The organism is Streptosporangium sp. OZ121 (assembly GCF_051918885.1).
Lineage (GTDB): Bacteria > Actinomycetota > Actinomycetes > Streptosporangiales > Streptosporangiaceae > Streptosporangium.
The window spans coordinates 45,188-69,631 of the sequence record NZ_JBPXMC010000001.1 but is presented as its reverse complement, the minus strand read 5'-3'; the positions used below and the strand labels follow the sequence as shown (position 1 = coordinate 69,631).

General features: G+C 71.3%; 21 protein-coding genes and 1 pseudogene. 10 read left to right on the top strand and 12 right to left on the bottom strand.

Translation table 11 applies throughout. The features are described from left to right. The first annotated feature begins 101 nt into the window (after window positions 1–101). Both ACTOQ1_RS00285 and ACTOQ1_RS00280 read left to right on the top strand, forming a co-directional pair. Window positions 102–788 carry a GntR family transcriptional regulator gene (locus ACTOQ1_RS00285; protein ID WP_440063510.1) on the top strand — a complete coding sequence of 229 codons (687 nt, stop codon included), beginning with the start codon at window positions 102–104 and terminating at the stop codon, window positions 786–788. 28 nt (window positions 789–816) lie between these two features. Continuing rightward, a complete protein-coding gene (locus ACTOQ1_RS00280) occupies window positions 817–2,142 on the top strand; it encodes an alpha/beta hydrolase (protein ID WP_440063509.1) in 1,326 nt (441 codons plus the stop codon). A gap of 91 nt (window positions 2,143–2,233) precedes the next feature. On the opposite strand, the gene ACTOQ1_RS00275 is transcribed toward ACTOQ1_RS00280, so the two are convergent. Continuing rightward, on the bottom strand, window positions 2,234–2,659 hold the full coding sequence (locus ACTOQ1_RS00275; protein WP_440064739.1) for an Lrp/AsnC family transcriptional regulator: 426 nt from the start codon (window positions 2,657–2,659) through the stop codon (window positions 2,234–2,236). Between the two features lie 149 nt (window positions 2,660–2,808). Between ACTOQ1_RS00275 and ACTOQ1_RS00270 the strand changes: the two genes are divergently transcribed. Beyond that, the gene (locus ACTOQ1_RS00270; RefSeq protein ID WP_440063507.1) at window positions 2,809–3,663 is read left to right on the top strand and encodes a tryptophan 2,3-dioxygenase; all 855 of its coding nucleotides are present in this window, start codon (window positions 2,809–2,811) and stop codon (window positions 3,661–3,663) included. Window positions 3,664–3,739: 76 nt separating this feature from the next. Here the strand turns inward: ACTOQ1_RS00270 and ACTOQ1_RS00265 are convergent, their stop codons facing one another. The 5 genes and pseudogenes from ACTOQ1_RS00265 to ACTOQ1_RS00245 all read right to left on the bottom strand — a co-directional run. After that, window positions 3,740–4,549, bottom strand: a complete 810-nt coding sequence (locus tag ACTOQ1_RS00265) for an Fpg/Nei family DNA glycosylase (protein WP_440063505.1) — start codon at window positions 4,547–4,549, stop codon at window positions 3,740–3,742. Between the two features lie 33 nt (window positions 4,550–4,582). Beyond that, entirely contained in the window at window positions 4,583–5,032 is a 450-nt protein-coding gene (locus tag ACTOQ1_RS00260; RefSeq protein WP_440063504.1) for a DUF2809 domain-containing protein, read from the bottom strand. Window positions 5,033–5,161: 129 nt separating this feature from the next. Beyond that, a complete protein-coding gene (locus ACTOQ1_RS00255; RefSeq protein WP_440063502.1) occupies window positions 5,162–6,331 on the bottom strand; it encodes a zinc-dependent alcohol dehydrogenase in 1,170 nt (389 codons plus the stop codon). A 23-nt stretch (window positions 6,332–6,354) separates the two neighbouring features. Continuing rightward, complete coding sequence (locus tag ACTOQ1_RS00250; protein WP_440063500.1) at window positions 6,355–7,269, bottom strand: SRPBCC family protein; 915 nt, start codon at window positions 7,267–7,269, stop codon at window positions 6,355–6,357. A gap of 278 nt (window positions 7,270–7,547) precedes the next feature. Then, window positions 7,548–7,724: pseudogene (locus ACTOQ1_RS00245) on the bottom strand (hypothetical protein); the annotation flags it as partial. 398 nt (window positions 7,725–8,122) lie between these two features. Here ACTOQ1_RS00245 and trxA point away from each other — a divergent pair. The 6 genes from trxA to ACTOQ1_RS00215 all read left to right on the top strand — a co-directional run bounded on the left by trxA (window position 8,123) and on the right by ACTOQ1_RS00215 (window position 14,067). Further along, the gene (gene trxA / locus ACTOQ1_RS00240; RefSeq protein WP_440063499.1) at window positions 8,123–8,893 is read left to right on the top strand and encodes a thioredoxin; all 771 of its coding nucleotides are present in this window, start codon (window positions 8,123–8,125) and stop codon (window positions 8,891–8,893) included. Beyond that, on the top strand, window positions 8,877–10,547 hold the full coding sequence (locus tag ACTOQ1_RS00235) for an FAD-dependent oxidoreductase (protein WP_440063497.1): 1,671 nt from the start codon (window positions 8,877–8,879) through the stop codon (window positions 10,545–10,547). Before trxA ends, ACTOQ1_RS00235 begins: the two co-directional genes overlap by 17 nt. A gap of 27 nt (window positions 10,548–10,574) precedes the next feature. Next, the gene (locus ACTOQ1_RS00230) at window positions 10,575–11,024 is read left to right on the top strand and encodes a DUF1931 family protein (protein ID WP_440063495.1); all 450 of its coding nucleotides are present in this window, start codon (window positions 10,575–10,577) and stop codon (window positions 11,022–11,024) included. A 205-nt stretch (window positions 11,025–11,229) separates the two neighbouring features. Further along, on the top strand, window positions 11,230–12,381 hold the full coding sequence (locus ACTOQ1_RS00225; protein WP_440063494.1) for a glutathione-independent formaldehyde dehydrogenase: 1,152 nt from the start codon (window positions 11,230–11,232) through the stop codon (window positions 12,379–12,381). A gap of 122 nt (window positions 12,382–12,503) precedes the next feature. Beyond that, a complete protein-coding gene (locus ACTOQ1_RS00220; RefSeq protein WP_440063492.1) occupies window positions 12,504–12,980 on the top strand; it encodes an ester cyclase in 477 nt (158 codons plus the stop codon). Window positions 12,981–13,467: 487 nt separating this feature from the next. Then, window positions 13,468–14,067, top strand: a complete 600-nt coding sequence (locus ACTOQ1_RS00215) for a dihydrofolate reductase family protein (RefSeq protein ID WP_440063490.1) — start codon at window positions 13,468–13,470, stop codon at window positions 14,065–14,067. Between the two features lie 251 nt (window positions 14,068–14,318). On the opposite strand, the gene ACTOQ1_RS00210 is transcribed toward ACTOQ1_RS00215, so the two are convergent. Genes ACTOQ1_RS00210 through ACTOQ1_RS00200 form a run of 3 tightly spaced genes read right to left on the bottom strand, consistent with a single transcriptional unit; the run spans window position 14,319 to window position 20,130 of the window. Beyond that, entirely contained in the window at window positions 14,319–14,633 is a 315-nt protein-coding gene (locus ACTOQ1_RS00210; protein WP_440063488.1) for an L-rhamnose mutarotase, read from the bottom strand. Between the two features lie 54 nt (window positions 14,634–14,687). Further along, complete coding sequence (locus ACTOQ1_RS00205) at window positions 14,688–15,980, bottom strand: M1 family metallopeptidase (protein ID WP_440063487.1); 1,293 nt, start codon at window positions 15,978–15,980, stop codon at window positions 14,688–14,690. Between the two features lie 25 nt (window positions 15,981–16,005). After that, window positions 16,006–20,130: a Pls/PosA family non-ribosomal peptide synthetase gene (locus ACTOQ1_RS00200; protein ID WP_440063485.1), complete on the bottom strand. Its 4,125-nt coding sequence runs from the start codon at window positions 20,128–20,130 to the stop codon at window positions 16,006–16,008. Between the two features lie 250 nt (window positions 20,131–20,380). Between ACTOQ1_RS00200 and ACTOQ1_RS00195 the strand changes: the two genes are divergently transcribed. After that, on the top strand, window positions 20,381–20,896 hold the full coding sequence (locus tag ACTOQ1_RS00195; RefSeq protein WP_440063484.1) for a methyltransferase family protein: 516 nt from the start codon (window positions 20,381–20,383) through the stop codon (window positions 20,894–20,896). Window positions 20,897–20,990: 94 nt separating this feature from the next. Here the strand turns inward: ACTOQ1_RS00195 and ACTOQ1_RS00190 are convergent, their stop codons facing one another. From ACTOQ1_RS00190 to ACTOQ1_RS00180, 3 genes are all read right to left on the bottom strand, one after another. Beyond that, complete coding sequence (locus ACTOQ1_RS00190) at window positions 20,991–21,803, bottom strand: HoxN/HupN/NixA family nickel/cobalt transporter (RefSeq protein WP_440063483.1); 813 nt, start codon at window positions 21,801–21,803, stop codon at window positions 20,991–20,993. Continuing rightward, window positions 21,800–22,453 carry a hypothetical protein gene (locus ACTOQ1_RS00185; RefSeq protein ID WP_440063481.1) on the bottom strand — a complete coding sequence of 218 codons (654 nt, stop codon included), beginning with the start codon at window positions 22,451–22,453 and terminating at the stop codon, window positions 21,800–21,802. The genes ACTOQ1_RS00190 and ACTOQ1_RS00185 overlap by 4 nt, the downstream gene beginning before the upstream one ends. Window positions 22,454–22,618: 165 nt before the next feature. Further along, a complete protein-coding gene (locus ACTOQ1_RS00180) occupies window positions 22,619–24,292 on the bottom strand; it encodes a fibronectin type III domain-containing protein (protein WP_440063479.1) in 1,674 nt (557 codons plus the stop codon). Window positions 24,293–24,444: the final 152 nt, after the last annotated feature.

Below are 24,444 nucleotides of genomic sequence, written 5' to 3'. Positions count from 1 at the left end.
GTGGGGGGATGTCCCGCGAGCCAGCTTCGTGGTGAGTTCCTATCAACATAAGAATCGTTGAACAATTCGACAATAGGTTTGTTTGATGATTTCTTGGAGCCGTGGAAAACGTCACCGCGGCGCTACAGCGCGACCGCGGCCGCCTCGGACGCAGCAGCGCGGCCGAGGTGGTCGCCGACATCCTCAGGGACCGGATCGCCGAAGGGCTCTTCGTCCCAGGTCAGCGCCTGTCGGAGGAGAGCATCGGCGCGGCGCTGGAGGTCTCGCGCAACACCCTGCGCGAGGCGTTCCGGCTGCTCGGTCACGAACGTCTGCTGGAGCATCGGCTCAACCGGGGGGTGTTCGTACGCGTGCTGTCGGCCGAGGACGTGGCCGACCTCTACCGGGTGCGCCGGGTGATCGAGGGTGCCGCGGTGCGGAACGGCGCGCACGCCCCCCGGGAGGCCCTGGCCGCCATCAAGGAGGCCGTCGCAGAGGCGTCCCGCGCCGCCGTCGAGGGACGCTGGCAGGACGTCGGCACGGCCAACATCCGCTTCCACCAGAGCCTCGCCGCCCTGAACGGCAGTCCCCGCCTGGACGAGGCGATGCGCCAGCTGCTGGCCGAGCTCCGCCTGGTCTTCCACGTCATGAAGAACCCCCGCGCCTTCCACGAGCCGTTCGTGGCCCGCAACCTGGAGCTGGTCGAGCTCATGGAGGCCGGACGCGCGGCCGAGGCCGAGCGGGCCCTGGAGAGCTATCTGGACGACGCCGAGAAACTGCTGATGCAGGCATATATCCCCGAGCCGTAAACACGACGTAATGGGGCAGAATAATCGGATGTTTCCTCCGAATTCGCAGGTGCTGGTGCTCACCGGTCCCGGGCTGGTCGCGGACCTTCGCCTGCTCACCGAGGTGGCCGATCGCGAGTTCGCGGCTCTCGGTGTCAGCGGGACGGTGTCGGCGGCCTCGGATCTGTCCGGCTTCCGGGCGGGGCTGGGGTCACCGGACGTCCTGGTCGTCCTGCCCGGCCCGGATCCGGAGGCCCGCGCCCTGTTCGCCGAGCGTCCAGACGCGGTCTGGCTCGACCTGACGAAGGCCGACGCCCCGCTTCCCGCCTCCGTGGACGGCGCGGGCGGCACAGGCTCCGCGGGCGGTGCGACGTTCGCGGGCGGTGCGGGGTCCCCGAGTGGTGCGGTGGACACGGGCGGTGCGGGGTCCCCGGGCGCTGCGGTGGACACGGGCGGTGCGAGGAGCACGACGGGCACGGCGGGAACCCACATACACGGGCGGGGGGTCTGGGGGCTGACCTGGGCGATCAGGCACGCCGTGCACCGCCTGCGCCGGCCCGCGCACCGGGTCGCCTATGGCGACCACCCCGACCAGTGGGCGGAGGTGCGCCTCCCGTACGGGGTCGCCGGTCAGGCGCCCGCCCCGGTTCCGCCGCGTGGGATGCCCGCCGGGGCGCCGCCGTACGAGACCGGAGGGCAGGCGCCCACGGTGACGGCGGCGCGCGGGATCGGGGAACGGACGCCCACCGTGGTGCTGCTGCACGGTGGTTTCTGGCGGTCCATCTGGGGGGCGGACCTGATGGACGCGCTCGCCATCGACCTCGCCGAGCGCGGGTTCGCCGCCTGGAACCTCGAATACCGCCGCCCCGACCTGCACGGCTGGGACGCGACCACCTCGGACGTCGCCCGGGGCGTCGCCCTCGCGGCGGAGAGCGCCCGGGGGCCGCTCGTGGTGATCGGCCACTCGGCGGGCGGGCAGCTCGCCCTCCGCGCCGCCGCCGACGACCACCGGATCACCCTGGCCGTCTCGCTGGCGGGAGTGCTCGACCTGGCCGAGGGGGACCGCAGGCACATGAGCTCCGGCGCGGTCGCCGTCGCGCTGGGCGGATCCGCCGCCGAGGCGCCCGCGGCCTACCGGCGTTCCGGGCCGCTGGAACGGCTCCCCCTCGGGGTGCCCCAGCTCATCGTGCAGGGCGGCGGGGACGACCTGGACCTGGTCGACTTCGGGCGCCGCTACGCGCGAGCCGCCCAGGAGTCAGGCGACCAGGTGACGTATCTCGAGATGTCGGGCGATCATTTCGACGTCATCGATCCCGCGTCACCGATCTGGCGGGCCACCGCCGGGGTGGTCGCCGAGCACCGCGGACCCTCCTGACCCTGCTGACCCGCCTCCACCGGCGGGTCCTCCGCCGGTGGTGGCGGGTTCGCCGGGCGAAGGCCCTCCGGGAGGCCTCTCGGGAGGTTTCTCAGGTGGGGGACAGCGGGCGCCAGGGGACGGGGCTGGACAGCACCATCATGCTCGACGGGTGACCGTACGGAGCGAGCCGGTCGATCATCTCCTCGAAGGCCGTCATCGAGGAGGCGGCCACCCGCAGCAGGCAGCACGCGTCGCCGGTCACCCGGTGCACCTCCAGGATCTCCGGCCAGGCCAGCGCCTGCTCGTCGCGGAGCACGCAGCGGGGCCCGTAGCACGACATCCTGATCAGGGCGGCGACCCCGCGCCCGGCCCGCGCCGCGTCGATCCGGGCGTGGTAGCCGGTGATCACCCCGGTCTCCTCCAGCCGCCGCACCCGCTCCGCCACCGCCGGAGCCGACAGGTGCACCCGGCGCGAGAGCTCGCTGTACGACAGTCGCGCATCGCCCTGCAGCTCGGCCAGCAACGCCCAGTCCATCGCGTCCACGGTCACGCTCCGTCACGTCGTAACTTGATCCGCTCGATGCCTTCCGTTCCGAAGGCCCAGTCCAATAATTGCCTTTCTTCTATTATTTCCGTACAGACCGATACAGACCACCATGGAGGTAGACCGACGAAGGAGGAGTGATGACCGGCATCAAGCAGCTCACGGAGCAGGACCGTAAGGCGCGCGCCGAGGCCAACGAAGGGCTGCCGACGCTGGGCTTCGAAACCGGTACGCCCTACGACGACTACGTGGGCACCGCCACCCTGCACGGGCTCCAGCGCACCGTCACCGACGTCCCGGAAGAACTGCCGTTCCTGGTCACCACCCAGGTGATGGAGCTCTATTTCGGACTGCTCCGCACAGAGTGGCGCCTCGCCCAGCGGCAGCTCGACGCGGACGACGTCACCGCCGCGACCCTGACGATCAGGCGTACCGTCAGGCACTTCGAGGCGCTCAACGCCGCCTGGGCCGCGCTGAGCTGGCTGACCCCCGCGCAGTTCAACTCCTTCCGCGACGCCCTCGGCGAGGGGTCCGGTTTCCAGTCGGCCTTCTACCGGCACGTGGAGTTCCTGCTCGGCAACAAGTCCGAGGCGCTCATCCGGCCGCACCGCCGCAACCCCGAGGCGTACGAGGAACTCGTGGAGGCGCTGCACCGGCCGAGCCTCTACGACTCGGTCCTGGCCTTTCTCGCCCGCGCGGGCCACGCGGTTCCCCGCTCGGTGCTCGATCGCGACCCGGCCGCCGAGTACGGGCCGGACCCCGAGGTCGAGGCGGTCTGGGTCGAGGTCTACGGCGGCCCGTTCGCGCCGCTGGCCGAGGCACTGACCGACCTGGCCGAGCAGTTCTCCGACTGGCGCTACCGGCACCTGATGGCGGTACGGCGCTCGATGGGCGCCAAGCCGGGCTCCGGCGGGTCTAGCGGCCTGAGCTGGCTCGAGCGGAGCATGCGGCGGGAGATCTTCCCCGAGCTCTGGACGGCCAGGACGCTGATGTGAGGCACTCCCCGGTGCCGGTGCCGGTGCCGGTTTCGGGGATCTCGCCTCGCTCCGATGTCCCGGGCCTGCGCGGAGGTCAGCCGACCTGGCAGACCGGGCACCAGAAGAGGTTGCGCCCGGCGAGCACCTCCGTACGGACCTCGGTGCCGCACAGGAAGCAGGGCATGCTGGAGCGCCGGTAGACGTAGACCTCGCCGCCGTGGCCGTCGACGCGGGGCGGGCGGCCCATCGCCTCCGGCGTGTGCTCTGGCCTGACCGTGTCGATGTGGCCCACCCGGACGCCCTCGGCCATCAGGAGCACCAGATCCGCCCAGATCGCCTCCCACTGACCGTGGGTGAGGCCGCGGCCGGGCCGTGACGGGTCGATCCCCTGGCGGAACAGCGCCTCGGCCCGGTAGATGTTGCCCACGCCCGCGACGACCGACTGGTCCATCAGCAGGACCCCGACCGAGACGCGGCTGCGGCTGATCCGCCGCCAGGCGACCTCGGGATCGGCGTCCGCCCGTAGCGGGTCGGGCCCGAGCCTGGCGTGCAGCGCCGCCTTGCCCGCCGGGTCGAGCAGTTCGCAGGTGTTGGGGCCGCGCAGGTCGGCGTACTCGCCCGCGTTGCTCAGCCGCAGGCGCACCAGCCCCGTCGGCGCGGGCGCGGGGGCCTGGCCGAAGGTGTACTTGCCGTAGATGCCGAGGTGGACGTGCAGCCAGCGCTCGTCGTCGAAGCCCAGCAGCAGGTGCTTGCCGTGGGCGTCGGCCTCGGTGAGCACCCGGCCGTCGATCCGCAGGGCCCCGGCGGCGAACCGCCCCTGAGGGCTCTCCGCGTGCACGGCTCGCCCGCCGAACGCCCGCCGGTGCTCTTTGGCCAGGCGATGGATGGTGTGTCCTTCAGGCATGGTCTGAAAATCATATGATCCGCCCGGCGATGCTCAGGGCGCCGCGGACGCCCGTTCCCGCCGCTGCCGGGAACGGTGCCCGACCAGGGTGTGGGCCGACGCGGCGAGGACGGCCCCTGCCGCGTACGCCACGAGGTCGGCCGCGCCGAACGTGCTGCCGAGCACCAGCCTGGCCACGACGCTCGCCTCGGAGAGCGCGGCGGGAACGGGCGTCAGCTGGGCCAGCTCGACCGCCCAGCTGAACGCCAGCGCGCCGATCGCGGCCCGCACCGGGGTGACCCGGGGCCACACCAGCACCACCAGCGCGTGGACGAGCACGGTGTAGAGGGCGTCGCCCGCGTACTTGCCGAACCAGCCGCCGGTGACCGCGCGGACGGTCAGCCCGGCGGCGACGGTCACGAGCGCCGCGAGCGCGGCGAGCAGGCGGGTGCGGTGGGAGACGCGGTGAGAGAGGGGCGGGCGGGCACGGGGGACGGGAGGCACCCGCCCACGATAGCGACCGCGCCGCTCCGCGAGCCGTGCTCCCTGCCGCCCGTACCCGCTCCCGCCGCCCCCGTCACCGGCGGTTCCGCTCCGTCACCCCGGCCGTCGGCCGGGGTGACGGAGCGCCGGCTACGGGGTCAGGACGATCTTGTTGCAGTCGTCCTGCTTGTTCTTGAACATCTCGTAGCCGCGCGGGGCGTCCTCGAGCCGCATGCGGTGGCTGATGACGAAGCTGGGATCGATGTCGCCCTTGCGGATCTTGTTCAGCAGGGGCTTCAGGTATCGCTGGACGTGGCACTGACCGCTTCTGAGCGTCAGCGACCGGTTCATCAGGGAGCCCATCGGGAACTTGTCGAGCACGCCGCCGTAGACGCCGATCACGGACACGATCCCGCCGTTGCGGCAGGCCATGATCGCCTCGCGCAGGGCGTACGGCCGTTCGGTCTCCAGCCGGGTCGCCTGCTTGACCCGGTCGTAGGCGTACATGGCGGGGGTGGGGTGGTGGGCCTCCATCCCCACGGCGTCGATGCACGCGTCCGGGCCGCGGCCGGCGGTCATGTCCCGCAGCGCGTCGAGGACGTCGACCTCCTCGTAGTTGAGCGTTTCCGCGCCCGCGCGCTCGGCGATCCTCAGCCGGTAGGGAAAGCGGTCGATGCAGATGACCCGTTCGGCGCCCATCAGGTAGGCGCTGGCGACCGCGAACTGGCCGACGGGGCCGGCTCCCCACACGGCGATCGTGTCGCCGGGCTTGATGTCGCACATCTCCGCGCCCATCCAGCCGGTGGGCAGGATGTCGGACAGGAACAGCACCTTCTCGTCCGGCAGGTCGTCCTCGATCTTGATCGGTCCCACGTCGGCGAAGGGCACGCGCGCGTACTGGGCCTGGCCACCCGGGTAGCCGCCGAGCATGTGGGAGTAGCCGAAGATGCCCGAGGGGGCGTGGCCCATGAGCTTCTCGGCCATGCCCGCGTTGGGGTTGGAGTTCTCGCACACCGAGAACATGCCGTGCTCGCAGGAGGTGCAGTTGCCGCAGGCGATCGGGAAGGGCACGACCACCCGGTCGCCGACCTTCAGGGTCGACACCTTCGGTCCCACCTCCACCACCTCGCCCATGAACTCGTGGCCGAGGATGTCGCCCTTCTTCATGGTCGGGATGTAGCCGTCGTAGAGGTGCAGGTCGGAGCCGCAGATCGCGGACGAGGTGATACGGACGACGGCGTCGCGGGAGTTCAGGATCCTGGGATCCGGAACCTCCCGGACCTCGACGGTGTTGCGGCCCATCCAGCAGGTGGCCTTCATGGAATTCTCCTCACGTCACGGCTTCAGAGCGGCACGGGCTGGGCGGGACGCTGCATGGCCTGCCGCAGCGCGCGGGTGCCCTCCGGGCTGCCTTCCGAGCGGACCACCTCACCGGTCTCCAGGACCTGCTTGAACCGGCGCAGGTCGTCGCGCACCTGCTGCTCGGGGTGCTCGCCGAGCAGCCTGGCGAAGGCCAGGCCGGCCCTGCCGCCCGGCGGGTCGTACGCGAGGTTCACCCGCACCTCCGTGCCGCGACCGCCGGGGGCGTCGGAGAAGCGCACGGAACCGCTGTTGCCGACCAGGGCACCCGGCATGGACCGCCAGGAGATCAGCTCGTCGGACCTGTCCTCGACGATCTCCGCGTCCCACTCGACGGGCTTCAGAGGGCCCCTCGCCTTCCAGTGCGAGTGCCCGTCACCGGTCGTCTCCACCGAGTCCAGGTGCGTCATGAAGCGAGGAAGGTTCTCGAAGTCGTGCCAGTACCGGTACACCTCCGGGCGAGGACGGTTGATCGTGATGGCCGCGTGCAGGCTCATCGGGCCCTCGCGCCCTCGCTCCGAGTGCCACGCCCGTATCGCGGTGTACAGATCGACGGCCGTGATCCCGACGACCGCCGCCGTGACGGTCGCGACGCGGCTGCGCCTCCAGCCGGTGCGGTTGGAGAGTGCCCGGTTCAGTGTCGTCAAGTCCATGATGTCGCCCGCAATGCGTGTCCACACCCAGGGGACGGGTTTACGGCTGCCCAGCAGGGTCGCCGCGTGGAACATCTCCCGCACGCCCACCAGTACCACCGCGCCACGGGCCTGGGCCGAGTCGTCGACGCCGCAGAACCGACTGACGGCGCCCGGCGCGACGAGCGGTGCCACGCCCAGCCCCAGACTGGCCCAGCCCAGCGCGCGGGCAAGCCGGTCGGTCGTGCGATCGTATTCTGCGCTCATGTCGCCTCCGTATGGCTGGTTGCTCTGTGACGGTGAGCGGGCACCGGCGGTGCCCGCCCGCAGGCGGCGGGCACCGGAAGCCGCGGCCGGAGTGCGTGGTGCCGGTCACGCGCTCCGGGGCACGTCGCCGTCCTGCGCAGCCAGGAGATCTCGCGATCCGCGGGAACCCCGTGAAGCCGTTCCAGCCGCCGTGGACCTCTCCTGCTTGCCGTGGGCTTCTCCTGCTTGCGGTCCGCCGCTAAGGTGCCCCGGCATATGGGGAAAGACCCTCCCTCTTTTCAGGCTGCCCTCAATGCCGGTTGCGGAAAAGAGGCGGGAGGAAACGTCTGTTCAAGTTCTACGCCGCCGCGGCCCAGGAAGTTCAGGTGGTCGAAGCCGGGCGGGCTGAGGCGGGCGATGTCGGCTGAGGCGATCTGCCGGCCCTCGGTGCGGATCTCGTCCAGGGTGCGGGCGGTGTAGACGGTGTTCTACAGGATGCAGACGTTGGTCATGAAGCCGAGCGCGCCAAGCCGGTCTTTCTGGCCTCCAGCAATCCCGGCGCGGTTCAATCACTGCGGCTTCTGCTGTTTGATTCAAAAATGGATATTTGGGGGTTTTTGGGGGGCATCCGAGCCCTTTAACTGGATCGGTAGGGGTCGGAGAGCGGAGGGCTGATTTTCAGGCTATGGCTGATGGCGCGTGACCGAGGCTTCTCGGTTAGCCGGAACAACCAACCACAGGACTCGATCCATGAGAACCCGAGATATCCACGAGAGCCACAAGACGGTGCTGGTGACCTACGCGCCTACGAAGCGGTCCAGCATGCGGTGGACACACTCACCCGGCACGACTTCGCGTCGAACATGTCTCCATCGTGAGGACGGCCCTGCGGTGGGAGGAGAAGGTACTGGGCCGCTGGACGCTCGGCCGGGCGTTGCTCACCGGCGCGAGCACCGGTGTCTGGATCGGTCTGCCGATCGGCCTGGCGTTCCTGGTCGTCAGCCCCTGGTCGGGGCGGATCCCGGGCTCCGCGATCCTGCTCGGCCTGATCTGGGGTGCGATCGGCTACGCCATGCGGCGCAGGGGGTTCACGTCGCTGCCCGTGGCCGTGACCGGCAGCTACGGGCGACGGCGCCGTCATCCATGTCGGAATCACCGGCGGCACGCTCTCGGTGACGTACGAGAATCCGGAGGTCTGACCATGCGGTCACAGGCCAAGGACGCGAGCGTCGTCCCATGCTCGAAATGCGGACGGAAGAACCGGCTGCCCCGCACTGCCTCGGGGATCCCGCGGTGCGGCGAATGCCACCAACCGCTTCCCTGGGTCACCGAGGCCGGGGACGACGACTTCAGCGAGGTCGTCGAGGCGGCCCGGATCCCGGTGGTCGTCGACTTCTGGGCCCCCTGGTGCGGCCCGTGCCGCATGGTCAGCCCGGCGCTGGAGCAGGTCGCGGCCGATCTTGCCGGTCGCCTGAAGCTGGTGAAGGTGAACGTGGACGAAGCGCCCCGGCTCTCGGAGCGCTTCACCGTACAGGCCATCCCGACCCTTGTCGTGATCGATCAGGGCCGGGTCCTCACCCGGCGGTCGGGCGCGGCACCGGCTCCCGCCCTCCGCGAATGGGTGGACAATGCGCTGGCCGCCTGAGCTTCGTGAGACGCCGGACCCGCAGGGGGCCTACCCGCGGCTGAGCGACGCGCAGCTCCAGACGCTGACCCCGCACGGCGAGCGGCGCCGCGTCCGCCAGGACGAGGTCCTGTACGCGGAGGGCCTTCCGTGCACCGAGTTCTTCGCGATCCTGGCCGGCAAGGTGGCGACGGTCGAGGGATTCGGAACCGACGATGAGGTGATCGGCGTCCACGGGGCAGGCCGGTTCCTGGGAGAGCTCAACGTGCTCACCGGCCAGGTGGGCTTCGTCACCGGCGTGGTGGCCGAGGACGGCGAGGTTCTCGCCGTGCCGGCGGACGCGCTCCGCCGCCTGGTCGCCGGGGATCCGGCACTCGGCGACCTCATCCTGCGGGCCTACCTCATCCGCCGCACGATGCTCATCGGGCTGGGGGCGGGCTTCCGCATCATCGGCTCCCGCTTCTCGGCCGACTCCCGGCGGCTGCGGGAGTTCGCGGCACGCAACCGGCTGCCGCACCGGTGGATCGACCTGGAGCAGGACGAGGAGGCGGAGCGGTTCCTGCGGAGCATGGGCCTCACCCCGCAGGAGACCCCGGTCGTGATCTGGCGTGGCGAGAGGGTGCTTCGCAACCCGAGCAACGCGGAGCTGGCCCGGGCGGTCGGACTCCTCGCACCAAAGGCGCAGGAGACCCGATGTGACCTGCTCGTCATCGGGGCCGGGCCGGCGGGGCTGGCGGCGGCGGTCTACGGGGCGTCGGAGGGCCTCGCGACGATGGTCCTGGACGATGTCGCGACGGGCGGCCAGGCGGGCACCTCCTCGCGGATCGAGAACTACCTCGGCTTCCCGTCCGGGATCTCCGGCGGCGAACTGGCGGAGCGGGCGGCGATCCAGGCCGGCAAGTTCGGCGCGGGTTTCTGCGTCCCCGAACAGGCGTGCGGGCTGCGCCTGGACGCGGGCGATCACATCGTCACCGTAGGGGAGGGCGGCACGATCCACGCGCGCACCCTGATCGTCGCGACCGGCGTCCGCTACCGGAGGCTCGATGTCCAGAACCTGGAGCGGTTCGAGCCCACGAGTGTCTACTACGCGGCGACCATGTTCGAAGCCCAGATGTGCGAGGGGGATCCGATCGTCGTCGTGGGCGGAGGCAACTCGGCCGGCCAGGCCGCCCTCTTCCTGGCCCGGCACGCCGCCCGCGTCCGGCTGCTCGTGCGCGAGGACGCGCTGTCTGCGAACATGTCCCGCTACCTGGCCGTCGAGATCGAACGGCACCCCCAGATCCAGATCATGCTGAACACCGAGGTCCGGGAGCTGATGGGGGAGGAGAAACTCGCCGCGGTCATCGCCGAGAACACCGTCACCGGCGAGCGTTCCACGATCGAGGCCCGCGCGATGTTCATCTTCATCGGCGCGAAGCCCTACACCGCCTGGCTGGCCGACGAGATCGCGCTCGACCCGCGGGGCTACATCCTGACGGGCGCGGACGCCACCCGGTGCGGCAAGGAAGGCGTGCCCGACTCCGCCGGCCGGCCGTTTGCGCTGGAGACGAGCAGGGCGGGCGTGTTCGCGGCCGGGGACGTGCGCAGCGGGTCGATCAAGAGGGTGGCCGCGGCGGTCGGTGAAGGCGCCATGGCCGTACGGCTGATCCACGACTACCTCCAGGCCGGAGAGTGACTCCGGGCCGGAAGGAAGGAGACCTCCATGGCTGTCATGGCGGTGCCGAGATTCGAACGCCTCTTCCGCAGCGCCGCAGGTGTCGACGTCGACAAGGACGACCTGCGGCGCTACGGCGACTTCGTGAACGACAAGCTCCACGACCTTCTGGTGATCGGCCAGGCCCACGCCAAGGCGAACCGTCGCGACATCATCGAACCCTGGGATCTACCCGTCACCAAGGGCCTCCAGGAGAGCATCCACCGGTTCCGCCTCCTCGATGAGGACATCGAGCTGAAACCCATCCTGGAGCAGCTCGCCGCGCTGCCTCCGCTCGACCTGTCGGTCGGCGAGGAGACCGCCGGCCGCCTGCCCGAGATCGTCGGTGGCCTGTCAGTGGCACTGGCCCAGGCTTTCAAGATCGTGGATCCGGAGGTGAAGAACCCCGCGACCGAGCAGTGGGAACGCACGACACGTGTCTTCGACCTGCTGCTCTGAGACGGCCGGGACGGCCTGGGCGATCAGCTCTGAACGGGTTCGCCCCGGACGCCCGGTGAATCCGGCGCCGAGCCCTCCCAGGGGCGCGGACGCGGTGAGCGAGGAAGGAGGAACGAACCGTTGACCTGCTGTACGGCGTAGAACCTCTCGCCCCGTCGTCGACGGGTAAGGCGATCCTTCGCAATCAACCGCATGCGAGGAAACCATGAAAGCGATCGTGTACAACGGACCTCGACAGGTCAACGTCGAGGAAGTCCCGGACGCGCGCATAGAGCGGCCCACCGATGTCCTGGTTCGCATCACCACCACCAACATCTGCGGGTCGGACCTGCACATGTACGAAGGCCGGACCGACTTCGAGACGGGCCGCGTCCTCGGTCACGAAAACCTCGGCCAAGTGGTCGAGGTCGGATCGGCCGTCGACCGCGTCCGCGTCGGCGACGTGGTCTGCATCCCGTTCAACATCTCGTGCGGCTTCTGCGCGAACTGCGAAAAGGGCCTGACGGCCTACTGCCTCACCACCAACCCCGAGCCGGGCATGGCCGGAGCGGCCTACGGCTTCGCGGACATGGGGCCCTACAACGGCGGCCAGGCCGAGTTGTTGCGCGTGCCCTACGGCGACTTCAACTGCCTCATCCTCCCCGACGACGCGAAGGAGAAGCAGAACGACTACGTGATGCTCTCCGACATCTGGCCGACCGGCTGGCACGCGACCCAACTCGCCCAGGTGGAGGCGGGCGACACGGTCGTGATCTACGGAGCGGGGCCCGTCGGGCTGATGGCCGCCTACTCCGCCACGCTCAAGAGCGCGAGCAAGGTGATGGTCGTCGACCGCCACCCCGACCGGCTCGCCAAAGCCGAGGAGATCGGCGCGATCGCGATCGACGACTCCCAGGCGCCACCGGTCGATCAGGTCATGGAGCTCACCAAGGGCCTGGGCGCCGACCGGGGCTGCGAGTGCGTGGGCTACCAGGCCCACGACCCACAGGGACACGAGCACCCCAACATGACGCTCAACGACCTCGTCAAATCGGTCAAGTTCACCGGGACCATCGGCGTCGTCGGCGTCTTCATCCCGTCGGACCCCGGCAGCCCGGACGATCTCTTCAAGCAGGGCGAGATCGCCTTCGACTACGGGATGTTCTGGTTCAAGGGCCAGATGATCGGCAACGGCCAGTGCAACGTGAAGCGCTACAACCGGCAGCTTCTCACGCTCATCCACGAAGGAAAGGCCCGGCCGTCCTGGGTCGTCTCGCACGAACTGAACCTGGACGACGCACCGGACGGCTACGAGCACTTCGACCGCAGGGATCTCGGCTGGACCAAGGTCGTCATCCATCCCGGCGAGCTCAACTGACACGCAGCGCCCGCCCGGACCACCGTCGCGAGTGCGCACACCATCACGGCGGCCGGCCTTCGCTCGGGGCCGGTCACCGTGACGGCATGTCCGTCGCCGGAAGGGTCCCTACCGAAGGGGTGATGACCATGGGCGACGCCCGCGCGCTCAAGGACAAGCTGCTGGAGGCCTTCAACGCCCACGATCTGGATCGTGTTCTTCAGTGCCACAGCCGGGACGGGGTCCTGGTGACCCCGGAGGGCGTCGCGGAAGGACACGATCAGATCGCCTCGTTCTACGAGGAGATCTTCAAAGGGTTTCCGGACCTGCGCATGACGGTCTGGCACACGGTGTTCTGCGCCGATCCCGCGGTGATCGAATGGTTGCTCACCGGCACGCATAACGGGCCTTTCATGCTGCCCGGCGGAGGTGTGCTGGACGGAACGGGCCGTCCTGTCGCCGTTCGCGGCACCAGCACCTGCTCCGTCGGCAACGACAAGATCATCGCTTATCGGATCTACTACGACCAGCTGGAGCTGTACAGTCAGCTTGGTGGCGAACTCGTCTTCGTCGATCGCTCATCATCCGTCGGCGAGGGACGGACGTCACCCGGCGACTGAGGATTCGCAGGAGGCCGGTACGGGCAGCGCACCGGCGACGAGCTCGCCGAGGACGGTGCCCTGCCGATGTCGTACGCCCGGGAGCCTTCCGGCCGGCACATGAGCTTACCGGGCGGATTGCTCCAGGGAATATGAGCCCCCACGGGCAGATCACCACCCGGTTACCTCTCACACAGGGGGCTATCGGTGCCGTCGGCCAAGATCACGGCGCCGGTGCGTTTTTGGAACCGTCCGTGATCGCCACTTCGGTGCTCGCCGTGGCCGGCGGCGATCGACGCCACGCCAACTCCTTCGTCGTCGGCGTGCCACCGAGTAATGACGTCGACGCTCCATCCCGCCGTCGACGTCGCGGCGGCCGCGCAGCACGCTTTGGCCGCCGCGCACCACCATCTTGAAAAGATTCCGGCCGGCATGTAGAGGAACGGCGGCTGACTCCGACTCCTTGGTGAAGGTGCCAGACGGGCGCCGGAACGCGGGAGGCAGCGGGATGAGCAAGGTCACGTGCGACATGGGGATGTCCCTCGACGGCTTCGTGGCAGGACCGAACCAGAGCCTGGAGAACCCGCTCGGTGAGGGCGCGGAGAAGTGCCTGCACCGGTGGATGTTCGAGGAGCCCGAGCGGCACACCGCGGTGCTCGAGGGTATTACCGCGGCCGGGGCCTTCATCATGGGCCGCAACATGTTCGGTCCCGGCCGCGGCGCCTGGGATCTGGACTGGAGCGGCTGGTGGGGTGAGGAGCCGCCGTACCACGGGCCGGTCTTCGTCCTCACCCATCACCCGCGCGAGCCGTTGCCGATGAAGGGCGGCACGACGTTCTTCTTCGTCACCGACGGGATCGAGGCGGCGATGGCCCAGGCGCGCGACGCCGCCGGCGACCGCGACGTCGCCGTCGCCGGCGGTGCCGAGACGGTGAACCAGTATCTGGCGGCAGGGCTCATCGACGAACTGCGCCTGCACGTCGCGCCCGTGATCCTCGGCAGAGGCGAGCGGCTGCTCGACAATCTCGGGAACATCACCCTCGAACCCATCGGTGAACCCGCGGGCACCGGCCTCGTCGCCCACCTGGTGTACCGGGTGATCCGGTAGCAGGGTGAGGGACGGGTCGGAGCCTTGGTCGGCGACCGGTTTCCAACCGCACCGTCCCGCTGCCGCCGATCGCCCGCGAGCACCTGGCCGCCTGCTGGGCACCTTCACCAGAGCCGATCCGCCTGCCACCGGCGGCCCGCCCACTCCTGGCCGCCCACCTGGCCCGGGATCCGGAGACCACCCTCTTCTCCGGAGGGCGCCGGGCCTTTCCGAGGTACCTCAGGTCTTCCGGGGTGGTTTCCGGAAAGGCGTCAGGGCAGCCGCCACACCGCCGGGAGGCCCTTGCTCGCGCCCTCCCCGGAGTAGTCGTGCACGACCTCGAGCAGCTCGGCCATCCTGGCCTGCCAGGCGATGTTCACCGGCAGGTCCGCCAGCGACGCCAGCAGCGCCTCGTAGTCGTCGCAGTCGATCACGTGGAACAGGTCCTGGCCGCTGCGCCAGATCGTCCACTCGCGCGCGCCGCCCCTCCTGATGGCCGCGGTCAGCTCGGCGGGCACCTCCCGGTGCGCCTGGTCGTACTCGGACTCCCTGCCGGCCCTGACCCGGGTGTGCAACGCGACGCGCATGCCTTACCTCCACGAAGTTGTAGACCGTTATAGCAGTCATCCGATGTGTGAGGCTCAGGGAAGGGCGGGCAGGCGGCGATCCTGCAGCCAGCCGGCGAACAGCTCGTCCAGCGGCCGCGTGGTGCGGCCCGCGGCCAGCGCGGTGAAGGCGCCGGTGGTGACGGTCCCGTGGCGGTGCCCGGCCGTCCACTCCCTGAGCAGCGCGAAGAAGGACTCGTCGCCGACGGTACGGCGGAGCGCGTGCAGGGTGAGCGCGCCGCGCTTGTAGATCCGGTCGTCGAACAGCCGCCGCGGGCCCGGGTCGGCCAGCACGAAGTCCTGGGGGAGCGCGGAGAGGCGGCGGTGCCAGCGCTGCGCGTGGTCATCGGATGACAGGCCGCCGGAACTCTCCGACCAGATCCACTCCGCGTACGAGGCGAACCCCTCGTGCAGCCAGATGCCGCTCCAGTCGGCCACCGTCAGGCTGTTGCCGAACCACTGGTGGGCCAGCTCGTGGGCGACCAGGCGCTCCTCGCCCCGCCTGCCGTCCACGTGGTTCACCCCGAAGATCGACATGCCCTGCGCCTCGACCGGGATCTCCAGCTCGTCGTCCACGACCACCGCCGTGTAGGAGCCGAACGGGTAGGGGCCGAACCGCTCGCGGAAGACCTCCATCATCCGGCCCTGGCGCTCGAAGTCGTGGCGCACCCGCGAGGCGAACCTGGCGGGGAAGACCAGCCGCATCCCCGGGCTCGGCTCGGCCTGCTGGTAGCGGCCGATCTGCACGCTCGCCAGGTAGGAGGCCATCGGCTCGGCCTGCTCGTACACCCACGTGGTCGTCGAGGCCGCCCGCCGCCTGGAGACCAGCTCCCCGTTGGCGACCACGTGGTAGGCGGAGGCGGTGGTGACCGAGATCCGGTAGGTGGCCTTGTCGTCGGGCCGGTCGTTGCACGGGAACCACGAGGGCGCCCCGATCGGCTGGCTGGCCACGATCACGCCGTCGGTGAGCTGCTCCCAGCCGAGCCCGCCCCAGTGGCTGGTCACCGGCCGGGGGGTGCCCGAGTAGCGGATCTCGACGGTGAACCGGCCGGGCCGCAGCCCCGGCGGCGACAGGTGCAGCTTGCCGCCGCGGTGGGTGAAGCGCACCGGGGCGCCGTCGATCAGCACGCCGCTCACCCGGAGGGCGCCGAGGTCGAAGGCGACCCGGGCGAGCCGCCGTAGCGCGACCGCGGAGATCCGGGCCACCCCGCCCAGGCGGTTGGGGGTCACCCGGTAGTCGAGGGTCAGGTCGTAGTGCTCCACCCGGTAGCCGTCGTCGCCGTGCATGGGGAAGTACAGCTGAGGGATGGAGGTCGTGCTCAGGGTCACACCGGCTTCCTCTGTTCTTCGCGCGCTATCCTCGCCGGGCCCACGCCGCGATCGGGTTGCCGAACCAGCGGGTCCCTGCGGGCACGGACTCGCCGCGCATCACCAGGGACGCCGGTCCGACCGTGGTGTTCTCCCCGATCGTCGCCGCGGGCAGGACCACCCCGTGGGGTCCGAGGGTGGAACCGTCCCGCATGACGACAGTATCGATGCTCATCACACGGTCGTGGAACAGGTGGGTCTGCAACACGCATCCCCGGTTCACCGTCACCCCGTCGCCCAGGCTGACCAGGTCGACCTCCGGCAGCCAGTAGGTCTCGCACCACACCCCCCGGCCCACGCGGGCCCCCAGGGAGCGCAGCCACAGGTTCAGCGGCGCCGTCCCCAGCCAGCGCTGGGCGAACCAGGGCGCGGCCAGCACCTCCACGAAGGTGTCGGCCAGCTCGTTGCGCCACACGAACGAACTCCACAGCGGCCGGTCGCCCACCGCGATCCGGCCCACCAGGACCCACTTGGCCACGGTCGCCGTCGCCGCGGCGAGCACCCCGCCGCCCAGCACCGCCACGCCCGACAGGGCCGCCGCCACCGCGAAGCCGTACGCCCCCGCCAGCCACTCCAGGGCCGCCACGACGAGCACGGCCACCGCGACCGTGCACATCACCGGCACCACGCGGCACACCTCGACCGCGGCGCGGGCGAACCTCAGCCTCGGCGGCGGGTCGTAGGTGCGGCTCCGGTCGCCCTCCTCGGCGGCCCTGCGCAGCTCCACCGGAGGCATCCCCAGGTACGAAGAGCCCGCCTTGGCCTTCTTCGGCGCCGCCGACAGCACCGCGACCAGCCCGTCCTTGGGCACCTTGCGCCCCGGCGCGGTCATTCCCGAGTTGCCGAGGAACGCGCGCTTGCCGATCCGCACGTGGTCGACCCGCAGCCGCCCGCCCTCCAGCTCGTACGGCGCGACCATCGTGTCGTCGGCGAGGAAGGCGCCGTCACCGACCGAGGTCATCGACGGCAGCGCCAGCACCGTCGACAGCTCCACGTCCCGGCCGACCTTCATGCCCAGGGCGCGCAGCCAGGCGGGGGTGACCATGCTCGCGTACAGCGGGAACAGCCAGACCCGCGCCATCGACATCAGCAGGCCCGTCGCCCACGCCTGCCAGGCCTGGCGGCTGTGCACCGGGTGCTGCCCGGCGTGCAGGCCGGCGGACAGCAGCCGCACCGAGATCACGGTCAGCAGGGCGAGGGTGGCCGTCGAGGCGACGGTGGCCGCCGGCACCCCGTACAGGACGGAGGCCAGGGAGGGCGCGCCGTCGCGCAGCAGGACGGCGAGGCCGGGCAGCGCGGCGATCACCGGGAAGGCGCTCAGGACCAGCGCGGACAGCCCGTAGGCCGTCGCCCAGTGCCACGAGCGCGGCGGGCGGCCGGCCGCCGGCGGACGGGCCTTGCCCATCCGGCTCGCGGGCACGCCCGCCCAGCGCTCCCCGGACGGCACCGAGCCCGCCACCGCCGAACCTGGCGCGACCTGGGCGTTCTTGCCGATCTTCGCGCCGGGGAAGAGGGTCGTCCTGGCGCCGACCGTGGCGGAGGCGCCGATCTTGATCTCGCCGACGCGCACCTGGTCGCCGTCGATCCAGTAGCCGTTCAGGTCGACCTCGGGCTCGACGGCCGCGTACCGGCCCAGCTTGAGCATCCCGGTGATCGGCGGCATCGAGTGCAGGTCCGCGTCGTCGCCGACCTGGGCGCCGAGCGCCCGCGCGTAGTGGGTGAGCCACGGCGCGGTGGACACCTCGCCCACCCCGAGCCGCTCGGAGAGCTGCTCGGCGAACCACAGCCGCAGGTGCGTGCCGCCGCCCCTGGGGTACGTGCCCGGTCTCAGGCCGCGTAGCAGCAGCCGGGCGCCGCCCGCGGCCAGCGCGATCCGCCCCGCCGGACTGACGAACAGCAGCGCGCCCGCGAGCACCCACCACCACGAGACGACCGGGGCCCAGGGCAGGCCCACCAGGTTGTTCAGCGCGGCCAGCGCCACCACCCAGCGCAGCGCGCCGACGCTGAGCAGCGGCACGGTGAGCGCCGCCTGCGCGATCGCGGCGCGGCGCGGCATCGGCGTGACGATCCGGTCGGTGGTCACGACCTCCGGCGCGTCGAGCGCCGACAGGTGCCTGCCGAGCCGGGGCAGCGTCGGGTTGTCGTAGACGTCGCCGACGGTGACCGCCGGGTAGCGGGTCCGCAGCGCCGAGACCAGCCTGGCCGCCGCGAGGCTGGTGCCGCCCTCGGCGAAGAAGTCACCCTCGGTGCCGCCCAGGATGTCCAGCCAGCACTCGGCCACCCACGGGTCGACGTCCGGCACCCCGGCGTCGGGCGTCCCGGCCTTCTTGGGCAGCGGCCAGGGCAGGGCGTCCCTGTCGATCTTCCCGGAGGTGCGCGTCGGAAGCTCGTCCACCAGGGCGATCCTGGGGACCAGTGCGGCGGGCAGGGAGTGGCGGAGGCGGTCCCTGGCGTCATCCTGGTCGAACCCCTCACCGGGCACGACGTAGCCGACGAGCAGCTGGTGCCCGCCGCCGGTCGTGCGGACCGCCGACGCCGCCCCGGCGACCCCGGGCAGCGCCTGCAGCGCCGCGTCCACCTCGCCCAGCTCGATCCTGCGCCCGCCGAGCTTGATCTGCTCGTCGGCCCGCCCGACGAAGATCAGCCCCTCGGGTTCCGCCCGCACCAGGTCGCCGCTGCGGTAGGCGTGCTCCCAGCCGAGCGAGCCGAGTGGCGCGTACTTCTCGGCGTCCTTGGCCGGGTCCAGGTACCTGGCGAGCCCGACCCCGCCGATGACCAGCTCGCCGGTCTCGCCCATGGCCACCGGCTCGCCGTCCTTGCCGACGACGGCCAGGTCCCAGCCCGCCAGCGGCAGCCCGATCCGCACCGGGCCCTCCCCGGTCAGCGGCGCCGCGCACGCCACCACCGTCGCCTCGGTCGGGCCGTAGGTGTTCCACACCTCGCGCCCCGGCACGGCCAGCCGCTCGGCCAGCTCCGGCGGGCACGCCTCGCCGCCGAAGATCAGCAGCCGTACGTCGTCGAGCGTCTCGACCGGCCAGAGCGCCGCCAGGGTCGGCACGGTCGACACGACCGTGATGCCCATGTCCAGCAGCCACGGCCCCAGGTCCATGCCGGTGCGCACCAGCGCGCGCGGCGCCGCCACCAGGCAGCCGCCGTGCCGCCAGGCCAGCCACATCTCCTCGCAGGAGGCGTCGAACGCCACCGACAGCCCCGCCAGCACCCGATCACCGGGCCCGATGGGCTCCCCGGTGAGGAACAGCCGCGCCTCGGCGTCCACGAACGCCGCCGCGTTGCGGTGGGTCACCGCGACGCCCTTGGGCCTGCCGGTGGACCCGGAGGTGAAGATGATCCACGCGTCGTCCTCGGGACCCGGCCGGCCGCTGCCCCGGTTCCGCTCCCGCTCCCTGTCCCGGACCTCCCCGCCGCGGGCCGCGGGGGAGACCGCCGCGAAGGTGCTCCCCGGGGCGCCGCCGCCGCGCCCGTCGCGCGGGCCCGCGCCGTGCAGCTCCGCCGCGTAGTCGAGTTCCGACCCGCCGGTGGACGGGGGCTCCGCAACGGGGCGTCCGGGGCCGGAGTCCGGGGTGCCGGGGTGGTGAATCTCACATCCGGCGGTGTGATCGCCGGGATGCTCTCCGTGGCCGGTCCCGCGTGCCGCGTCGTCGCCGGGCGCGTGGGCGCCCAGGTGCTCGTACGGGTCGCCGTAGGGGGCGATCTTCCCGCCGTCGCCGATGACGGCGCGGACCCGTGCCTCGCCGAAGACCAGCTCGGCCCGCTCGTCGGGGTCGTCGGCGTCCACCGGGACGTAGGCTGCCCCGGCGGTGAGCACGGCGACGATCGCGACGTACAGGCCGACGGTGCCCGAGGGGATCCGCACCCCGACCCGGTCGCCGCGTCCGACCCCGGCCGCTCGCAGCTCCAGGGCCATCCGGCCCGCCTCGGCCCGCAGCGCGGTGTAGTCGAGGCGGGTCCGCCCGTCGTCCAGGGCGAGTGCGTGAGGATGACGTCGCGTGGTCTGATCGAGAATGTCCAGCAACGTCCTGGCCTGCGGCGCGGGACCTCCCGGCAGGAGTGCTCGCGACGGCGTGCCGGTGTCGGCTGGTAACGGAACCACTGTCTCCCCCATGTGTACGGCGCTCCTGTGAGCCCGGGACAGCCTACGTGCACAGGGTTAACGCGATTCGCCCGTGCCGCCATACCCCCCATGAACCTTCCCTTTCGGGCACCTTTCACCCGGATGGCCACGCAGGGGCGTCCCGCCGTTGACGCCCCTCCGGCTCGAACCTAAACTCAACGCACAATGAATTAATGGCCTCCGGCGACGGCCGTACGCCTCCGGCGGCCATGACAGGGAGTGTGACGCGATGCGCAGGACGCCCGCCGCCGTCGGGACCACGATCTTCTTCGCACTGGTGCCGGGCACCGTCGCCGGGCTCCTGCCCTGGTGGATCACCCGCTGGGAGACGGGGGACCTCCTGCCCGCGGCACCCTCCTGGATCGCGGGGTCACTGCGCCTCGTCGGCGCGGCACTCGTCCTCGCCGGGGCCGCGGTGCTGGTCAGGGCGTTCGCCCGGTTCGTCGTGGAGGGCCTCGGCACCCCCGCCCCGATCGCCCCCACCGAGAACCTGGTCGTCGGCGGGCTGTACGGGCACGTCCGCAACCCGATGTACGTGGCGGTCCTCGCGGTCATCGTCGGGCAGGCGCTCCTGCTGGGCCGCCCGGTCCTCCTGCTGTACGCCGTCGCCGTGGCCGTGCCGGTCGTCGCGTTCGTCCGCTGGTACGAGGAGCCGACCCTGCGCCGCACGTTCGGCGCCGACTACGAGAGATACCGCGCGGCGGTGCCCGGCTGGTGGCCTCGCCCGCGCGCCTACGAACCCTGATCGACCACCACACGCCGCCGGCGGCCGTCCGCGCGGGGATCTCCACGACCGCCCGGACGCCTCCTCCCCGCGGCCGGGGTCGCCGTCCGCACGGTCAACCGGTCACGACGCCTATCGCCGCGACCAGGTAGAGACCGCCGGCGGAGGAGACCACGACTCCGGCGGCGGCGGGAGCCCAGGCCAGTGCCGCGGAGGCCCGGGACCAGCCGAGAGTCCTCCGGGTCAGCAGCGCGTACCCCCGGATGGTCGCGACGCCCACGCCGGTCAGGGTGAGGGCCATCCCCACGCCGAAGGCGGCGACGACCACGACGGCGTCGAGGGCCCGGCCGGTGAGCAGCCCGCTCATCAGGACGACGAAGGCGGACGGCGAGGGCAGCAACCCGCCGGAGAGGGCGAGCGCGAGCAGGCCCCGGCGCGACCAGGGATCGGCTCCGGGCTCGACCTCATGCCCGTGTCCGTGTCCGTGTCCGTGTCCGTGCCCGTGTCCGTGGCCGTGTCCGTGGCCGTGGCCGTGGGGGGTCAGCAGCCGGTCCCGGTTCCGTTCCCGCAGGTGGCGGTAGGTGAGATGGGCTCCGACGCCGATCGTGACCAGTCCGGCCGCGACCTGCATCCAGGCGGTGACGTTCTTCGTGCCGAAACTCGCGGCGCCGCTCAGTCCCACCCAGGCGAACGCCAGCGCCAGCACCGAGAAGGTGTGCATCAGCGCCACGATGACCCCCAGGCGCAGCGCGTCGCGGTAACCGCCCCGGGTGCCGACCAGATAGGCCGCCGTGACGCTCTTCCCGTGGCCGGGGGCGACGGCGTGCAGGGCTCCGGCGACGAGCGCGACGGCGAGGATCGCCCAGAAGACGCCCCTGTCGTCGAAGAGCGAGACGAACCGGCTCTCGAAGCCGCCGAACTCCGTCACGACCGCCCGCCCGTCCCGCGCCGCCTCCACAACGTGGCGAACACCCCCGCCCCGGCCAGCAGCACGGCGGCCCAGACGACGACGGCCGTCCCCGGGAGCGGGCTACTGCCGCCCGCGCCGGAGAAGGTCAGGCGCCGGGTGCTCTCGGCCTCGGTGAGAAGCGTCCGCCCGGGGGTCGCGGGGGTCTCGGCGACGAGCATCGTCCGGTACGCCTTGTTGAGGTCGGTCAGGGTGGCGACGGTGACGTCCACCTGCGTGACCGGGCTCCGGCAGTCGAAGACGAAGCGGGCGCCGTCGGTGACCAGTGCCCGGAGCTCCTCCAGCCGGCCCTCACACCGCCGGCCGCCCTGGGCGACCGTGACCCGGTCCAGCAGGTAGTCACGCAGGGCCGGCGACCGCTCGAGTTTCTGCTCACCGGTCAGCTCCGTCGACACGGCCCCGGTGGCCGGGTCCTCGAACGCCCCGATCGACTGGCCGAGGGCGACCCAGTCGTCCTCGGCCGCGAACCACGAGATGGTCACGCGCGAGCCGTCGGCCCCGATCCGCGCGGTGGACGGCGGCCCGAAGGGGTGGGCGGCGGCCGGCGTGGCCCAGCCGCCCAGGGCGCAGACGAGCAGCGCGCCCGCCAGCACGCGGGTGTGGATTCTCAACGGATCTCCTGTTCGCACGACTTCGGCACGGCTCCGACCTGGCTCCGGCACGGCTCCGACCTGGCTCCGGCACGGCTCCGACCTGGCGCCGGCGTGGCTTGGCGTGGCGCCGGTACCTCCGGGCGCGGGGCCGCCGTCACGGCCGCCCCGCGCCCGGAGAGGCCACTACCTGGTGACCGTGATGACCGGGCTGGTGATCTTCTGGTGGGCGCTGTCCAGGTACACCACGTAGGTGTCACCCCTCTTCGCCCTGCTCGGCAGCCTGAAGGTGTAGGTCAGGCGGCCCAGCTCGTCGGCGGTCCGGACGCCGATCGAGTCGTCCCTGTCGTGCCCGTTCCCCCTGTCGCGGTCGCCGGCCTCCCTCAGGGAGACGGACACGCGCTCGCCCGGGTCGTAGCCGTACGCGGAGATCTTGAGCTCGCCACGCGTTTCGACGGTGGTCCTGTCGACGGTGACCTGCTCGCCGACGGTGTTCTCCGGGGTGCGGATCTCGTTGACCGTACGCTCGCCCGCCTTGTTCTTGCGGATGACGAAGCCGTCGTGGTGCTCGCCGTTGGCGTAGCGGGCCTCGAACGTGATGCGGTCGGCCTCGACGTCGATCAGCTGGTAGAGCTGGGTGTTCTGGCTCCGGCTGACGGCCTCGGCGCCGTTGCCGGTCCAGTTCTCGCCGTTGTTGAGGTCGTACATCTTGCCGCCGGAGACGGACACGACGTAGGCGACGCCGTTGTTGACCGTGACCGACTTGCGGGCGGTCGCCACGTTGCCCCGGCCGTAGGAGTGGTCGTGGCCCTGCAGGACCAGGTCCACGCCGTACTTCTCGAGCAGCGGGCCCCACTGGGCGCGTACGACGGGGTTGTTGCGGGTGCCGGTGGTGGAGTAGACGGGGTGGTGGAAGGTCACCACCGTCCACTTGTTCGGGTTGTCCTTGAGCAGGCCCTCCAGCCAGGTGGCCTGCGCGGTCATCAGGGCCGCGTTGCCCTGCACGTTGGAGTCCAGGCCGATGAAGCGCACGCCCTGGTAGTCGACGGTGTAGGCGGTCTGCTTCAGTTCCGGGTTACCCGGCCCGTTGTCCGGATAGGGGAACTGCGGCCGCCAGAAGGTGGACAGCCCGCCGCTGTACTCGTGGTTGCCGGGGATCGAGATGTTGTTGACCTGGCTGTCGATGAAGCCGGCGGCCTTGTACCACTGGCCCCACTGCTCCTCGCTGTTCGCGGAGTCGATGAGGTCGCCGGCGTTGACGATCATCTTGGCCTGCGGGCGGTCGGCGAACGCCTGGCGGAAGACGCGCGGCACCGCCGAGTCGATGTAGTTCTGCGCGTCGCCGTAGTAGATGAACGAGAACGGCTGCAGGTCGGCCGCCGCGGTGGTGAAGTCGCTCCACTCGGCCCAGTTGGTGCCGTCGCCGACCCGGTAGGTGTACCGGGTGTTCGGCTTCAGGCCGGTGAACTCCACCGTGTGGTAGGTGGAGGCGTACCCCAGGGTGGTGTTCACCGGGGTGCTGACGGCCGCCTTGACGTTGACCACCGCGCCCGCGGCGGGCGCGACCTCGCCGAGCGCCCGCGGGGCCTCCAGGATCTCCGCCTGCGCCGACTCGGCGTCGGCCACGGCCCGCCAGGTGACCTTCTGGCTGGTCGACGGGGTGGTGGTCGGGGTCAGGATGACCCGGTCGGGCATGGGGGAGGGCTTGTGGATGTCGGCGGCGGGATACTTCGGCGGCGCGGCCGCGCCGAACGCCACCGGGCCGAACGCCAGGCCGCCGAGGAGCAGCACGCCCGCGCCCGCCGCCGTCAGCTTCGTTCGCCGGGCTCCGGCGGGCCGGGGCATGTTGACTTCGCCCATCATGAGCTCTTTTCCAGGGGAGGAATCACATTCCACCGAGGGAGTGCGGTGGACGTCCGTATTGATCCAGAAAAGATCATCAACTGCCTGTATGGAGCATTGCGCCCGGATGAACATGCTCCCTCGGAAACCTGGGAACCCGGCCGTACCGC